Here is a 15,803-nt window from a genome sequence, read left to right as displayed (position 1 = left end):
TAAAGCAGCAGCAGGCTGCTTAGAGGAATTTTAAAAAAATACACATTAGAAATTCTGCAGGTCTTTGCGTTTTTAATAAGAGCAATTATGAAATTGATTCACTTATAAAATCTTAAAATAAATAAATTAACTAAACACTGTTGTATATCAACGAATTTATAATATAATGAAAATTAAGATAAATAATTGAAGATACTATCAAATTTTAAAGAGGAGGCTACAAATTCTTTGAATCTGAATAGTTGTTATAAAGAATAATTAGTCCTTTTTGATCAAAAGATCGTATGTATCTTGAAATCAAATCAATGGTTCAAATGTAGCAAACTTTATTCTAAGATCAGCTCTTTCTAAATTTTATGGTCAGCAAAATTTTGTAAGCGATTACATTACGTGGACGAAACATTAAACCACGGAAATGGTTGGGTCCTTGTGGTTAAATCTGAAAGGGAGGTTTTATGAGTGTTGTAGTGGCCTTTGGGCTGGCAAGTATTATGCTGTGTATTGGTTTAGTCATTCGGGTAAAGGTCCCATTTATCAGAAATATGCTGGTCCCTACGAGTATTATTGCTGGTATATTGGGATTTATTGTTATGAATACTGGTTTTATTACATCGACCGACTCAAATATGTATATCAATATAGTTAACTACTTATTTGCGATCATGTTCATTTCACTAACTTTGACAAGTAATAATGAATCAGAGTCAGAAAAATCTGGTGGAAAAAATATTGCTAAGGGAGCAATAGGATTAGGATTGATTTGGAACATACTGTATGCGCTGACACCATTGGTTGGAGCACTTGTCATTATGGGTATTGGTGGTTTTTTTGGAATGAATCCAATCTATGGTCTGATCATTCCTTTTGCTTTTACGCAGGGACCAGGTCAGGCTTCGACTTTTGGTACGGTTATGGAGCAGCAATACGGGATTGAAAATGCTGCTACAGTAGGTATTACTTTTGCTGCAATCGGGTTTATCATTTGCTTTGTTATAGGGGTACCACTGGCCAGATTAGGAATCAAAAAGGGAATGGCGAAGAACCTTGGTTCGGCCAAAATTGCAGATTTTATTAAAAGAGGATTTTATACGAAGGAGGAAAAAAGAGAGGAACTGGGAAAGGAAACAATGTTTAGTGGCAATATTGATACGATGACATTTCATTTCGCGATTATTGGCCTCTGTCTGATAATGGCCCTGTTAATATCAGAGGCTGTTTCATATATTCCGGCTATAGGTTCTACCTTTTCTGGTTTGCTGTTTGTTTACGGTATGTTTTCAGGTTATTTGATGAAATTTATTCTGAAAAAATTGGGAATTGACTATATGCTTGATAACACTTTTCAATCTAAAATCACCGGCTGGGCAACTGATTATTTAGTTGTTTCATCATTTATGGGTGTCCCATTGAGTCTCGTGGGCAACTGGATGATTCCAATTATTATAACATCCATTGTAGTATCTATCTTTGTTCTTGCAATATGTATCTTTTTTGGTCAAAGAATAGGAGGGCGTAATGACTTTGAAAGGACTCTTGGTTTATTTGGGGCAACCACTGGTCAGGTACACAGTGGTCTCGCGCTTATAAGGATTATTGATCCAACATTTAAAACGACTGCGGCGATTGAATTAGGCTTAATGAACCTTGCTATGATGCCCTCATTTCTGACAGTTCTTTCGATATTTGCCATATCGTCCGGTACATTTTCTTGGAATATCGGGATATTATTGATTTTGGCACCGGTACCTGTCTACTTGATATTGTTGAAATTTTTAAAGTCATTGGGCAAAAAAACATATACTTGGAAAACAAAACCGGAATCTGAAGACGAAAACGAAGAGATAGACACATTTGCTGCTAAGTAACTCTAAATAAATGTTAAAAGAAAGGGGATATTTTAAATGAGAAAATTATATTATGGTGGAGACATTATTACCATGGAGAAGGCAGATGATGCTGCAGAAGCAGTGTTGACAGAGAACGATATTGTTAAAAAGGTTGGCCGTCTGACAGAGTTTCAGGACATGATGAATGATTCAAGTATTGAAAAGATTGATTTAAAAGGAAACACATTAATGCCAGGTTTTGTTGATCCCCATAGTCATATTTCAATGGTTGGTCAGATAGCGTCTATGGCTGATTTAAGCACGTGTAAAACTTTCAATGAAATAATACAGACACTTAAATTGTATATGCAGAATAATGGCGCAGGAAAAGAAGATTACATTATAGGTTTTGGTTATGATCACAATATCTTAAAAGAAAGGGAGCATCCAAAAAAGGATGTGTTAAATCAAGTATCCGCGGACAATCCGATAGTTATTTTTCATGCGTCTGGTCACATGGGTTGTGTGAATGATGCTGCTTTAAAAATGGCTGGAATTGACGAAAATACTCCTGATATGGAAGGAGGCCATATTGGAAGAAAAGAGGAAACAGGAAAACCTGATGGTTACTTGGAAGAAGGTAATTTTATGTCCATACAAAGCAGTCTGCCATCGGATATGGGAATGGACCAACTAGAAGCATTTAATAAAGGCCAGGAGATTTATATAAGAAATGGAATCACTACAGCCCAAGACGGTGCAACATCGCACGAGACACTTGAACTTTTAAAAGCTGTAGCTGATCAAGAAAGACTAAAATTAGATGTGGTAGCGTATCCATTAGTAGCTGAAAATCCGGAAGACATTAAAAACAATGAAGAATATGTTAAAAAATATCACAATAGTCTTAAGATTGGTGGATACAAAATGTTTTTGGATGGTTCACCACAAGGTAGAACAGCATGGCTGACTGAACCATATGAAGGTGAGGAAAGCTACTGCGGCTATCCCAGATACCAGGATGAACAAGTGAAAGAATATGTGTCTAGGGCCATTAATGATGGGATGCAACTTCTTACGCACTGTAATGGTGATGCTGCTTCCGGACAGCTTTTAAGAAATTACGAATCGGCATTGCAGGAATCAGACAATCCCGATAAGCAACGTTTGCGTCCGGTTATGATCCACTGCCAAACGGTTCGAAATGACCAATTAGATAAAATGGCTGAATTATCGATGATACCATCTATATTTGTGTCTCACACATATTATTGGGGTGATGTTCATTTAAAAAACCTGGGGCGAAAACGCGGAAGTTTGATCAGTCCTGCCGAGTCAGCCTTTCGTAAAGGGCTTATGGTTAATTTCCACCAGGACTCGCCGATAGTGAAACCGGATATGCTTGATGCCATATGGTGTGGCGTTAATCGGCTCACGAGGAAGGGCACTAATATTGGTTCTGAGGAATGTGTAACCGTTTACGAAGGTTTGAAGGCCGCTACAATTAATGCAGCCTATTCATACTTTGAAGAAGACCAAAAAGGTAGTATAAAAGAGGGAAAGTTTGCAGATTTAGTTATACTAGATAAGAATCCATTAAAAATGGATAAGATGAAAATAAATGAAATACAAATTGAAGAAACTATAAAGGAAGGAAAAACTATTTACAAATCAGAATCTGTACTTACTGAGTAGAAATAGATTTCTGACAATAGCGGTATCCGATCAAATATACAACTATAAATTATAGGGAAGACCTCCTGTGGGTATTTTGTGGCTAACTCTATTCTACAGGAAAGGGTCTTCCTTTTTCTATGACCACCATTTCATCATATCCGTTTACACAAACTATGTTACGCTCACAAATATTTTAGTCTATTAAAAAAAATCATAGTTTATATATGAAGAGGCTGGGACAAAACGATGCCCAACAAAACAAACCCGAACAAATATCGCTTATCAAAGTGAATGAGTTCGGTTTAATTTAGTCACTAAATGGAGCGAAGGGAAAATGCGAAGACGCCTAGGGGAGCAAAGGCATAGGGAAGACCCCGCAGGCCAATAGGCCGAGGAGGCTTGCCAGCCGCCTCCCCGGAAAGCGCAGCATTTTCCCTCAGCGGTCATGTCGCTTCAACATTGTTCGCATTTTGAACTGAATGAATACGTTTTGTCCGAGCCCCTTAACTTCGGTGCCTGCTAAGGTCGAGAAAAACAAACATGTTTATTTTCTGCAGAAAATGAGGTATACTATATATAAATTAACATACAATAATAAATACCGCCCATGCTGATACATGGACGGTCACGTGTCATAACCCTCCAAAGGGTGACTCACATTTAATAGGCAAAAACCACCCTAAATGCTTGTCAGGCTAATATAGGGTGGTTATTTTTTATTAGAAAAAGACAGTATCGCCACAATCAGACTTCCAAAGGAAATCATGAGAAGGAGGCTTTGAAAAACTGTCATATTCGATCACCCCCTTTACAAAAGGGGTGAGCCACCCTAAGAAAAACCTTATGACACTCAATTTATAATAACATATTTCTAGCAGATGATAAAAAATTGTGAAAAGGTGATAAGATAGGGGGCAAAGGCGTTATAAGGTCGTGCCGTGCCCTTACAGACGGACAAGAAGCCACGCTTACATTTGGATGTAACAAGTATAGATTATGGGGAGCAAATGGTAGTTTAGAGGGCTCAGTAAACGAGTTTAATATCCATAAAGCTAACAGTGAAATAGATGGACCACATGGTGTGTATCCGCGCTATGTTTTACAAAAAGGTGATGTGCTGAAATTAATGATGGCAACAGGTGGCGGCTATGGTGATCCACCCCTGAGACAACCCCGTAAAACGGAAAAAAGCTTTGGTGATCACCAAAGCTTTTTTCCACCTCCGCCTAACCAAAATACAATCACCTATCCTATAAAATCCCCCAAAATATCATCCAAACTCGGACCACTGACTTCGTTTAAATCATAGTGCACGCGTGTACATGGTTTATCAATCGCTATAACGCGCGTCAGATCGATGGGTGTGCCGATGATGACGGCATCGCAGTCAGCGTTATTGATCGTATCTTGAAGGTCCTGCAATTGTTGCTCGCCGTAGCCCATCGCTGGCAGGACGTTGCCGATATGCTGGTATTGCTTGAATGTCTCTAGCAGAGTTCCGGCTGCAAATGGACGCGGATCGACGATTTCCTGGGCTTCCAGACGCTCAGCTGCTACAGAACCGGCACCGATTTTCATTTCGCCGTGTGTCAATGTTGGGCCGTCTTCCACGATGAGGACGCGTTTGCCGGTGATGCGTTCGGGATGATCGACGGTGATGGCAGATTCGGCTTGGATGATCGTGCTCCCGGGGTTGGTTTGTTTGATATTGTTTTCCACGGTACGAACAGATTCTTCTGGCGCACTGTCGACTTTGTTAATAATGGCTACATCGGCTGTTCTTAAACATACTTCGCCGGGGTAATAGGCCAGTTCGTGCCCCGGGCGATGCGGATCGAGAACCGTTACAGCTAGGTCTGGCTCAATGAAAGAAAAGTCATTATTGCCGCCGTCCCATAAAATCACATCACAGCCATCCGGGTCGTTTTCGGCTGCTTTTAATATTTTTTCATAATCCACGCCGGCATACACAATATTGCCTCTTGCGACATGGGGTTCATATTCTTCCATTTCTTCAATCGTACATTGATGTTTGTTCAAATCGTCAACTGTTGCAAATCGCTGAACACGCTGGGCGTTCAAATCACCATATGGCATGGGGTGTCTCACAGCAACGACGTTTAAGCCATGCGCCATCAGTGTTTCGATGATTTTCCGTGATGTCTGGCTTTTACCGGTTCCGGTTCTGACCGCACAAACTGAAATAACTGGCTTTTGGCTTGTGAGCATCGTACTGTTCGGGCCGAGCAGTTTGAAGTCGGCTCCTGCCGCATTCACCATGGCACTGATGCTCATCACATCGTCGTAGCGAATGTCACTGTAGGCGAACACGCACTCATCCACTTCATAGGTCCGAACCAAGTCAGGCAATTGATCCTGCGAATAGATAGGAATGCCTTCCGGATACAGGCTGCCTGCCAATTCAGGGGGATACCGGCGCCCGTCAATATCGGGTATTTGTGCTGCTGTAAACGCAACAACCCGGTATGCTTCATTGTCCCGGTAATAGGTATTAAAGTTATGGAAATCTCTCCCCGCCGCACCTATAATAATAACGTTTTTGGTTGTCATAGATACAAGCCTCCAATGATTGTCATTGAGCGTCTTAATTGTTTTTATTTTCTGTATTTTAAATCAAATAGGACTATTTTGCAATGAAAAGTTGGCAAATATCAATTTTCAAAAACGATTCACCTTAATCGAGAGGCCCCTGATCTACTGTCTAATGTTACTTGCCTCCAATATATTCATCCCGTACACGAGCAGCAGTGCCAATACAATGGCCAGGCCGAGATACAGGGACAAGGCGCGGATTTTTGTGCTGGTAGACGTTTTGTAATAGGCTTTGGCTTGGTTGATTTCTTGTCGAATTGGCGCCAGCTTTTTTTCGTTTTCACGGATGACGTTAGTCAAATCCTTATCAAGCGGCGTGTTTTCATAAAAGGCCATTTCATAGTTTTTGACGTTACTGAACAAACCTTGCAATATGTTTTTTTCCGTTCGAAGCTTTTTAAGATCATTGCGCTTAGTTTCCTGAATGATCGGGATAGCCTTTCCCGACTCATTCGAAAGGTGAGCATTGATGGTATCGAGCCTGCTCGCGATTTGGTTTTTTAAAGCACGCGCCTGGAGCGGATCTTGCTCTGCATGCGACGCGTCTTGCGATTCATCCGGAGCGATACGCTTCAAGGCGTCGTTCCATTTGGACCGTACAGTTTCTTCATGGCGCAGGATCTCGATGCGTGCATTGTCTTTATAACGTTCCCACCATGTGAAAATACCAAAAATGAAAATCAACATGATAATCGGATCCGGCGACAGGAACATAACTGGAATCATCGCCAAAAGCCCGATAAGCCATATTTTTGTTGACAGAACGGTCACGATCCGTCCGCCGTCAAGCGGTGAAACAGGAAAGAGATTAAACAGATTAATAAGCGCACCGAGCTGTATGACCAGGCCCCAGTAAGGCTCTTGTGTCATCAAATACAGGGCGACGGCTGGCATAATAGAAATGAATCCCGCCAGCGGGCCTCCATACGCCACAAAAAATTCCGTTTCCGCATCCTTGATTTTTTTCGGATCGATGCCGATAGCGGCGCCCAAAAACGGAATGAAAACGGCCGGACTGGTCGGAATGTTCCGCAGCTTGGCCGCAATGAGATGCCCCATTTCGTGGACAAAAATAAGATAGACGATAGCGAACGCGAACTTCCAGCCAAAAAACAGAGCATATCCGCCCAATGAAACGAACATCGACGCAAGCGTTGCAAACTTGCCGATTTTAAACAGCGCAAGCACCCATTTCAGTTTCGCCGCAAGAAACACCCCGATGACTGCGAGCCATCCCCATAAGCCTCGCTTGGTATTGTTGTTTGTATTCGTTGCCATAATAGCCAACCTTTCTAAACGCATCCAATTTCTATCCATTTTACCATATTCAGCGAAGGACTGGGAGAGTGGGATTACCCAGATAGCTGGTGTCTGGCACGATCCGGATTAGTTCGCAACAATTAACAAAGACAGCAATCAAAAATAAGATGTCACGTTTTCCTGGATCATTACATCTGCTAATGATAGTGTGCTAAGATTAATCGGAACTTATTTCAATATGAAGGTTTATGGCGAGGGTCTTTTGATTCCCATGCTGGAGGTTTTAACATGGACTATGAAGCATTGGTTCAGCAGGAACTGTACGAATGGGAGACGAAGATTTTCAGGCGTTCCAGCTGGTTCAAACGGCTGTCTAAAAAAACACAGAATAAAATAAACAGCAAAATACCTGATAAAGCACATGCGATCATTACAACAAGCATTAAGCAAATGGTGAAAGCCACCTTGTTCGGTTCGGACTTAACAACGACAAGTCATTACCCGAGCGAGCATTCCTTGTATGAAAGGGACCGGCTTTTAGACGAAAAGTTGACTGCTTACCGGCGAACGGCCACGGCAGAAGGTGCTGGGACAGGTACAGGTGGATTCTTCTTAGGCCTTGCAGACTTTCCGATGCTTCTGCAGATTAAGATGAAATTTTTATTTGAGGCAGCCAGCATCTATGGGGTAGAAACAAAAAGTTATGAAGAGCGGCTATTTCTGCTGCACGTCTTCCAGCTTGCTTTTTCGAGTGATGAGAAGCGCCGAGAAACATACCGGATTATAATCGATTGGGAAAACCAAAAAAATGGGCTTTTAGATATGGATTGGCACGTGTTTCAGCAGGAATACCGGGATTATATGGATATTATCAAATTGCTGCAGTTAGTGCCAGGTTTTGGCGCCGTGTTCGGAGCCTATGCCAACCACAATTTACTGGACCAGCTGGGTGAAACCGCCAAAAATGCTTACAGGATACGCTATTTAGAGCGCATGTTGTAGGCGCGTTTGGCAAGGGTGCCAGGTACATACACTATTGTGATTTTTATGAATATTTTATGTACCTGGCACGGTTTTGGATGTTTACTTGCTATAAAAAATGGCGTATACTATATATAGAAGAGTATAATATAATAAAGACCGCCCATGCGGATACATGGACGGCCGTGTGTCACAACCCTTCACAGGGTGACTCACATTGATAGGAATAAATAACCATCCTAGATGCTTGTCAGGCTAAGATAGGGTGGTTATTTTTTATTTGAAAATGACAGAATCGCCACAATCAGACTTCCAAAAGAAATCATGAGAATCAGGCTCTGAAAAACTGTCATATTCGATCACCCCCCCTTTATAAAAGGGGTGAGCCACCCTAAGAAAGCCTTATGACACGCACTTTACAATAACATATTTCTAATAGAATATAATACCATCACTGATTATGCATACATTATTATGCAAACATTAAAAGAAATGGAAGGGCTGCAGAGTGATGAGCACAGGGTGCCAGGTACATACACTACTATGATTTTTCTGAATTGTTCATGTACCTGGCACGGCTTCGTCCATTAATTATTTGTTATTTTCTTGCGTTGATTTTTATACTAAACTAAGTATATTGCATTTTATAATTTCCGAATATTACTAAAAAGGGATGAATTTATTGAGTAATTGGGTATGGGGTGGCATTTCAACGATTCTTAGAAGCTTTGAGTACTTTAAAATTTTTAATAAAGAAATTTTCTATAATAAAATTTCTTACATATGGTCATTAGGCGCTCCTATTATTTTTCTTATCATAAATGATTTCAATGAACGAACCAACATGACTTATGAAGCTTTTAGTTATGACGTTTTATTTTACTGGAGTTATATCATTCTCATAACCGGTATTCAAGGTATCGGAATCGATTTACTCTTTATGCGGGATCAAAACTTTTTGAAAATGTATACGTATATAACCGGAAGCAAATTCCCTATCATACTTGGCAGAATTCTGTCCCAGTGTCTTTTTTTGTGGGTGAATCTAATATTATTTACGGTCTTCATCGGTCTGTTTCAAGAGCAGCCGATAGCCAGCTTGCTCGTCACTAGTTTGCTAATACTTATTCCGGTAGTCATTCCAATTTATTTTTTCATTGTACTTATTGCTGCAATGCCGATAAGATCCAATAGCATCGGTCCGATACTAACTTTTATAGTCCTGTTTTTGGTAAGTTTGATAGGGTTAAAGATTGATACCGGCACAGTTATGGATTATTTTGTTTATTTGAACGACTTCCTGAATCCTGCTCAAGTTATTGTCACAAGCGCTGAATCGATCCACAGCATGCTGAGCGGTGCTGGAAGTATCCTCATCGGTTTTTCTGTATTGCCGCTGGCGGTTTATCTTTTAGTGGGAAGCATATCCTGTCAAGAGATGAGCATTATTTCAAAAAAAGGAAGGTAAAGTATGAAATTAGGGCCGATCAACTTTCAATATAAACAACAGAAGGAACCACTGTTGGATAATGCAGCTTTAACGTTACATCCAGGCAAATTGAATGTGCTTATTGGCACAAACGGAGCTGGTAAAACAACGCTTCTGGATATCATTAGTGGTTTGCATGATGTTTCAGATTTTAAAAGTCCATTTCAAAAGAACGAGATTGTCTATCAACTTCAGGGAAATTCTTTATCATCTTATGTACAAGGAAAAGATCTTCTGCGGCTTATTCTGAAATCTGATAATCCCCGCGAACCCTTTCGAAGTCTGGAAAAGAAGTTTTTGGATCAATTGTTTCCGAGAGAGCTTGACATGATGGTCCGGTTGCGGAATACAAAGTTTGGTGATATGTCCGGCGGTGAACGCAGGTGGATAATGATCAGAGCGATCGCCGCGCTTGATAGGAAACTTTACATATTTGATGAACCCACAACAGATCTGGATCCCGCTATGAGATCCATGGTTATGCGTTCACTCGAACATTTGGCTGCCCAGGAAAAGAGTCATGTTCTGATGTCTACCCATATTTTGCATGAGCTGGCCCATACGTCTTGCCAAATGAATTTTCTGCATGAAGGAAGGATCGCATTTACTGGTGACTATTCATCTTTCTTGAAGGAATATAATGCAGAAAATCCAGACACAGCCTTTCAGAACTTTTTGGATACGGTATGAAATAGAGGGCTGTGTTCGGGTAATGCTATTGTTGGTATCCGTCGAAACATATTCATTTAACGAAAGATGTCGTGTTTAGTAGAACTTGCTATGTGAAAAATTTTAAAAGGTTATTGCGCTTTTATTTTTATAGCTGTTGTATTATCTATTGGTTTAACTTGAAACAGTTAAAAGCCTGAATGATTTATGGTCAATCAGTAAAATAGACGCATGACATTCATAAATCGGCAACGTTTAACCTCCGCTATGGCACGGTTTTGGATGTTTACTTGCTATCCAAAATGGCGTATTCTATATATAGAAGAGCATACACTAAAAAAGACCACCCATGCGGTTACATGGAACGGTCATTATAAACTGAACCCCACAAGAGGGGTTGGCAGCTCAGGACAATAATCCCTCACTTACCTGTTAGAGTGCATGAGGGGTTATTTTTTATGGTTATTATTAGAAACGATAAACGCTATCAGCATCCCGAAGGATATCATCAGCGTTAGCGCACTAACAATGTCCATCGGCAAGCGCCTCCCTCCCTGGGAAGTCTCCCAATCGAAGACTAACGGCAGATCGGCAGTGCTGCCAGATCCCTCATGCGAAGCCAGTCTATTATACTTTATTTGTTATGACTGAAGAACTTTTTAGCTTTTAATACAAAATGTTTGAATTATGTTAAAATAAAGTTGGTATTTATAACCATATTGATTAGCAGTAAAATGGGAGTGAAAGCAAATATGAATTTATTTATTGGTATACTTATAGGTGCATTTTTAATTTGGGCCGGCTATATGGTCCAGGCAAAAAAGGTATTTTCCTTTCTTGCAGATGTCACGCAAATGTGGGAGCCGGTTAATAAAACAAGGCTGGGAAACAGGGTTGGTGTGCTCTTGATTATGATTGGCGTTATAGCCATACTGGCAGCTATCGTTACCCCGTGGTTCGGGGCTGCAGCTGGGATAGTCTCAGGTATCTTAGCTGGCATTGGTGCGATTATGATTATTATAGCAATCGGATTAGATCAAATGGGTTATTGAAGCCTCAAACGTTCTCAAAACAGATTAAGAAAGGACTGGAAAGGTGAACATTAAAGTGAGTCAAAAGCTGTTTAATACAGCCGGCTGGATGTTTCTTATAGCAATAGGCGTTTTCTGGATCATCATGGGCTATTCAGGCTTGTATTCATTGTTACTTGCATTATCTTATATAAGTTTTTCAATCAGTGATGGCAGCATTAAAAAACTAGGGAAGCTGTCATTCTCGCAAGCCGCTTTAATCTTATTTGCATTAGTGGTATCAGTGGCTGTTGCGTTTGGCTTAATTCAATTAGGGAACTATATTATTAACGATATGCTGCATTTAACAGGCGTTATCAAGACGATCAGCCTGATAATCGCTACTATCCTTTCGTTAACGCCTGCAATGTTTCTATTTGGCAGCATCATTTACAAAGTCTCCAATCATTTAGAGTCTCATAAATCATGAGTTTGCCAGCAATGGTCCTTTGTTTGATGATTTTTGCGATGTGGTAAAGACTAATGAGTACTGATTACGAAAGGGGCCTGACGATGAAGAGACTTGATCAATATGTATGCGTTATCTCGGGTGCGGCGACAGGTATCGGGCGTGCGAGTGCCAAGCGGTTTGCTGATGAAGGGGCAATGGTACTCTGTGCTGATCGAGATGAGGAGACGGTTCAAAAAACAGCACAGGAAATACGTGACTCCGGTGGTGAGGCGGAAGCATATTATGTGGATGTTTCCGAAGAGGAAAGTGTTAAAGCATTGACGGAAAAAGTCAAGCAGAAGCACGCAAGAATTGATGTTTTGTTTAATAATGCCGGTATTGACCGTGATGGCGGAAAAGTTCACGAATATCCTGTCGAGGCGTTTGATGCTATTATAAATATTGATTTGCGCGGCACGTTTTTGATGAGCAAGTATATGATTCCGCTAATGCTGGATAGGGGCGGCTCTATTATCAATACGTCCTCCATGTCCGGCTCGGAAGCTGACTTCGAACGTGTCGGTTACAATGCTGCGAAAGGCGGGGTGAACAACCTGACGAAAGCGACGGCCTTTGATTATGCACGTCAAGGCATTCGTGCCAATGCTATCGCCCCCGGAACCATTGAAACACCGCTCGTCGATAAAATGGCAGGAACGGAAGAAAATGAGGGTGGCAAGACATTCCGCGATGCCCAGAAATGGGTCACGCCAATGGGACGGTTAGGCAAACCGGAAGAAATGGCGAGCATCGCTCTGTTTCTCGCATCAAGTGACAGTTCGTTTGTGACAGGCGAGATCATTACCGGCGATGGCGGCCTAACTGCTTATACATGGCCAGCCGAAATGTTATTTGAAAAAGGCTGGAAAGACACAACAGACTGAGCGGTGCCTGGCACGGCCCGGTTTTTGTCGAATGCTGGCATATTTAAGCACGAAACGAATAGGGAAACTTGTTTAAATAGTCCGTACTAAACTGAGCGAAAAAAGCTGTTAAGGAGATATTTCCAAATGAAACATACCGTTTTTTACGATGCCAGATGTCCTTTATGCTCAAGTGTGAAGTGGGTGGTTGGTAAGCTGGACTGGTTTCGGCGGATTCGATGGATTCCCGTTCAGGACGCCGAAAATAACAATGACTATAGCTTTTTGAAAAACCGGGATATCTATGACCGCATTCAGATGCTTTCATCCAAAGGTAGGATATACGAGGGTTTTTATACCATACGAAAAATATTAACGCTCTTGCCAGTAACATTTCCTGTAAGCTGGCTATTCTATTTGCCTTACATCGATCGAATCCTGTCGCCTTTGTACATGTGGGTATCGAGAAATCGTTACCATTGGTTTGGACGTCAATCATACGTACCCCAGATCTAAAAAGACATTCAATATAAGGCACAGGGCTTATAGATTTCATCGAAAAAAGGGGAGAAGCTTTTCCCATAAGACTGACAAGGGAACGGAATCTTACGGTTAGGAGAATTAAAACATGGGTCTAAAAAGCAAGTCAGCTCTTCTCATTTCAGCAGGGGCTGTTGCTGCATTTGTGCTCCTGGTTTTTGTACAGAAAGACTCATACAGTACAGAAGATGTGGTTGATTCATTATGGGACCAGTATAGTATTCAAAGTACACAATTCGATGATGATCATACTGTCATGACGGTGACTGTATTTGATAAGGGAGATAAAAACAAAGTCAAAAATTATTTGGCAGACAATTTATCGGAAAAAGACCTGGAACATTATAAACTCAGGGTATATGAGTACTCATCCAATCAAAAGAAATTCCATGAAAACGCAGACAAAGCGGATTTAGTTGATTTTAATCCAGACAATTAAATAGAACAATGCTGCGGCATTTTTAACGTAGTGACACTATTTATTGTTGCTATGTTATTTTGCTGTTCATTAGTATGCTAAAGCATTTGTGAATTTTGGTGTGAATTAGTGTGTCTTTTGATAGTTAATATTAAAATTTGTACAATTAACAAAATGTTTTACTCCACCAATAGTGGTTACTTTCAGTTTTTACATGTTAAAATAAAGAGACACAATAAGAATTTTTAACTGCTTTAATTAGAATTATATTGCGACAAACAGAGTCATTTAGTTGAGCGAAAAGGAGGTATTTATTATTTATATTTTGGCTGCTATTGGAGGATGGCATCTGGAAGATATGATATCCCAGTTAGCGTTTCTAATTGCTTTTATAGTGATTATTGTCCTTATCGTGTCAGCTTTTCACTCACGTTCAAAGTGATCTAAACAATTGGATAGAATTGAAAAGAAATTAGACACCATAAGTGAACAAGTTAAAAAGAATAATTAACCCCCATATTGCGCTGAATTCAGCTAGCAGCACTGCCGAAAGAGACTTCTCCATTCAGTGCATACCACTTTGCTTCCTCTCCATCCCCTCCATATAAACCAGTTCCAATAACAATGAAAAAGCAATCCGTCATAATTTAAAAAAATTCCAGGCGTCATGACTAGCCGTGTAATTTTCAATGTGATAACATAATGCTGTAGAAACGCTTTCAAGTTCATCGGATAACTTACGGCAGAAAAAGCATGAGTCAGCAGAAGTATTTAAATGCCGAATGAAAAACCAAAAATGACAGAAGATAAAATGAAGCTAACGTTATAGGACTGGTGTTAACATGCAAACAACGGAAGAAACGCAGCGGATTGTTCGTTATCAGCAGCATAACGGACAAGTGTACTATGGTATTCTCGAAAATGGCGACATTGAACAACTGACGAGTGATTTTACGGATATTGTAAACGATGACTTAAATTACGATGGGACCAGCGTTAAGTATGAAAATGTGACGATTCTGGAGCCCGTCGAACCGTCAAAACTTATTAATTTTGGGTGGACGTATTCGGAACATGCCGAAGAGACTGGGGGAGAGGCTGATCTGGATGAGCCTTTTCTGTTTTTTAAACCGCCATCTTCTATGATTGCTGATCAGGAAACGATCATGCTTCCTTCCAAGGATTTAACCACGCAGGTGGAAATGGAGGGAGAGGTGGCCATTGTTATTGGAAAAAGAGGCAAAGATATAACAGAAGCGGACGCATTGACGCATGTTTTCGGCTATACCATATTTAATGATGTGACAGCACGGGATCTTACACAAACCGACCCTCAGTTCACGCGTGGCAAGGGTTTTGATACGTTTGGACCTATAGGAACGTATATCGTTAAAGGCATTGATCCCACTAATTTAGGGATCGTCACGACATTAAATGGTGATGTCGTTCAAAAGGGCAATACGAATCAGATGTCACTCTCCATTCCTTTTCTCATCAGTTGGATTTCACAGATCATGACATTGGAACCAGGTGATGTTTTGGCTACTGGTTCACCTGCTGGAAGCCGTCCTATGAAGGCGGGCGATACTGTTGTTGTGGAAGTCGAGCAAATCGGAAAGCTCTCTAACGGTGTGAAATAGAAATGACATAATGCTTTGTTAAACAACCCTGCGATTCATATCGCGGGGTTTTCTTTTAAGATTTTATCCGCAGATTTAGGTGCCTGGCACGACCCGGATTTTGTCGAATGCTATTGGCAAGAAGACAGACTGGTTTTTGGAATGGGTCCACCTGGAACAAGCAATCAAACGGCATTTGAGTTCAGCAAGGTTAATATGATTAAATATTCCATTAGATTAGCATACCGGGTTCAACTAGTTTGATTAAATACTTTGAGCCGGCGAAATAGATCCTGCTTGAAAAAAGCAGGTTTTTTAGTGTGCTTT

General features: G+C 40.7%; 16 protein-coding genes. 12 read left to right on the top strand and 4 right to left on the bottom strand.

Features of this window, described 5'->3' with window-relative positions:
* Nucleotides 1–455 precede the first annotated feature (455 nt).
* Together ACFQU8_RS08255 and ACFQU8_RS08250 are read left to right on the top strand one after the other, a co-directional pair.
* On the top strand, nucleotides 456–1,865 hold the full coding sequence (locus tag ACFQU8_RS08255; RefSeq protein ID WP_382358733.1) for a sodium/glutamate symporter: 1,410 nt from the start codon (nucleotides 456–458) through the stop codon (nucleotides 1,863–1,865).
* A gap of 36 nt (nucleotides 1,866–1,901) precedes the next feature.
* A complete protein-coding gene (locus tag ACFQU8_RS08250) occupies nucleotides 1,902–3,521 on the top strand; it encodes an amidohydrolase (protein WP_382358732.1) in 1,620 nt (539 codons plus the stop codon).
* A 691-nt stretch (nucleotides 3,522–4,212) separates the two neighbouring features.
* On the opposite strand, the gene ACFQU8_RS08245 is transcribed toward ACFQU8_RS08250, so the two are convergent.
* Complete coding sequence (locus tag ACFQU8_RS08245; RefSeq protein ID WP_382358739.1) at nucleotides 4,213–4,296, bottom strand: putative holin-like toxin; 84 nt, start codon at nucleotides 4,294–4,296, stop codon at nucleotides 4,213–4,215.
* A 114-nt stretch (nucleotides 4,297–4,410) separates the two neighbouring features.
* Here ACFQU8_RS08245 and ACFQU8_RS08240 point away from each other — a divergent pair, with 114 nt between their 5' ends.
* Nucleotides 4,411–4,812, top strand: a complete 402-nt coding sequence (locus tag ACFQU8_RS08240) for a hydantoinase B/oxoprolinase family protein (protein ID WP_382358738.1) — start codon at nucleotides 4,411–4,413, stop codon at nucleotides 4,810–4,812.
* On the opposite strand, the gene ACFQU8_RS08235 is transcribed toward ACFQU8_RS08240, so the two are convergent.
* Together ACFQU8_RS08235 and ACFQU8_RS08230 are read right to left on the bottom strand one after the other, a co-directional pair.
* Nucleotides 4,749–6,074 (bottom strand): cyclic 2,3-diphosphoglycerate synthase, encoded by a 1,326-nt coding sequence (locus ACFQU8_RS08235; RefSeq protein WP_382358731.1) that lies wholly within the window; start codon nucleotides 6,072–6,074, stop codon nucleotides 4,749–4,751. The two genes, ACFQU8_RS08240 and ACFQU8_RS08235, sit on opposite strands and share 64 nt — an antisense overlap.
* 144 nt (nucleotides 6,075–6,218) lie before the next feature.
* Nucleotides 6,219–7,418 carry a site-2 protease family protein gene (locus tag ACFQU8_RS08230; RefSeq protein ID WP_382358730.1) on the bottom strand — a complete coding sequence of 400 codons (1,200 nt, stop codon included), beginning with the start codon at nucleotides 7,416–7,418 and terminating at the stop codon, nucleotides 6,219–6,221.
* A gap of 246 nt (nucleotides 7,419–7,664) precedes the next feature.
* Between ACFQU8_RS08230 and ACFQU8_RS08225 the strand changes: the two genes are divergently transcribed.
* On the top strand, nucleotides 7,665–8,378 hold the full coding sequence (locus tag ACFQU8_RS08225; protein ID WP_382358729.1) for an EcsC family protein: 714 nt from the start codon (nucleotides 7,665–7,667) through the stop codon (nucleotides 8,376–8,378).
* Nucleotides 8,379–8,626: 248 nt separating this feature from the next.
* On the opposite strand, the gene ACFQU8_RS08220 is transcribed toward ACFQU8_RS08225, so the two are convergent.
* Nucleotides 8,627–8,710 (bottom strand): putative holin-like toxin, encoded by an 84-nt coding sequence (locus ACFQU8_RS08220; protein WP_382358737.1) that lies wholly within the window; start codon nucleotides 8,708–8,710, stop codon nucleotides 8,627–8,629.
* Nucleotides 8,711–9,030: 320 nt separating this feature from the next.
* Here ACFQU8_RS08220 and ACFQU8_RS08215 point away from each other — a divergent pair, with 320 nt between their 5' ends.
* The 8 genes from ACFQU8_RS08215 (at nucleotide 9,031) to ACFQU8_RS08180 (ending at nucleotide 15,497) form a co-directional block, all read left to right on the top strand.
* On the top strand, nucleotides 9,031–9,825 hold the full coding sequence (locus tag ACFQU8_RS08215) for a hypothetical protein (RefSeq protein WP_382358728.1): 795 nt from the start codon (nucleotides 9,031–9,033) through the stop codon (nucleotides 9,823–9,825).
* 3 nt (nucleotides 9,826–9,828) lie between these two features.
* Nucleotides 9,829–10,536, top strand: coding sequence for an AAA family ATPase (locus ACFQU8_RS08210; RefSeq protein WP_382358727.1), 708 nt, complete (start codon nucleotides 9,829–9,831; stop codon nucleotides 10,534–10,536).
* Nucleotides 10,537–11,267: 731 nt separating this feature from the next.
* Nucleotides 11,268–11,567, top strand: coding sequence for a hypothetical protein (locus ACFQU8_RS08205; protein WP_382358726.1), 300 nt, complete (start codon nucleotides 11,268–11,270; stop codon nucleotides 11,565–11,567).
* A 55-nt stretch (nucleotides 11,568–11,622) separates the two neighbouring features.
* Nucleotides 11,623–12,015: a disulfide bond formation protein DsbD gene (locus ACFQU8_RS08200; RefSeq protein ID WP_382358725.1), complete on the top strand. Its 393-nt coding sequence runs from the start codon at nucleotides 11,623–11,625 to the stop codon at nucleotides 12,013–12,015.
* Between the two features lie 83 nt (nucleotides 12,016–12,098).
* Entirely contained in the window at nucleotides 12,099–12,920 is an 822-nt protein-coding gene (locus tag ACFQU8_RS08195; RefSeq protein WP_382358724.1) for an SDR family oxidoreductase, read from the top strand.
* 126 nt (nucleotides 12,921–13,046) lie between these two features.
* On the top strand, nucleotides 13,047–13,415 hold the full coding sequence (locus ACFQU8_RS08190) for a thiol-disulfide oxidoreductase DCC family protein (RefSeq protein ID WP_382358723.1): 369 nt from the start codon (nucleotides 13,047–13,049) through the stop codon (nucleotides 13,413–13,415).
* Between the two features lie 112 nt (nucleotides 13,416–13,527).
* Entirely contained in the window at nucleotides 13,528–13,878 is a 351-nt protein-coding gene (locus tag ACFQU8_RS08185; protein WP_382358722.1) for a hypothetical protein, read from the top strand.
* Nucleotides 13,879–14,699: 821 nt separating this feature from the next.
* Nucleotides 14,700–15,497 carry a fumarylacetoacetate hydrolase family protein gene (locus tag ACFQU8_RS08180; protein ID WP_382358721.1) on the top strand — a complete coding sequence of 266 codons (798 nt, stop codon included), beginning with the start codon at nucleotides 14,700–14,702 and terminating at the stop codon, nucleotides 15,495–15,497.
* Nucleotides 15,498–15,803: the final 306 nt, after the last annotated feature.

Source organism: Lentibacillus kimchii (assembly GCF_042666895.1).
Taxonomy (GTDB): Bacteria; Bacillota; Bacilli; order Bacillales; family Amphibacillaceae; genus Lentibacillus; species Lentibacillus kimchii.
This window is presented reverse-complemented; position numbering and strand designations above follow the sequence as displayed.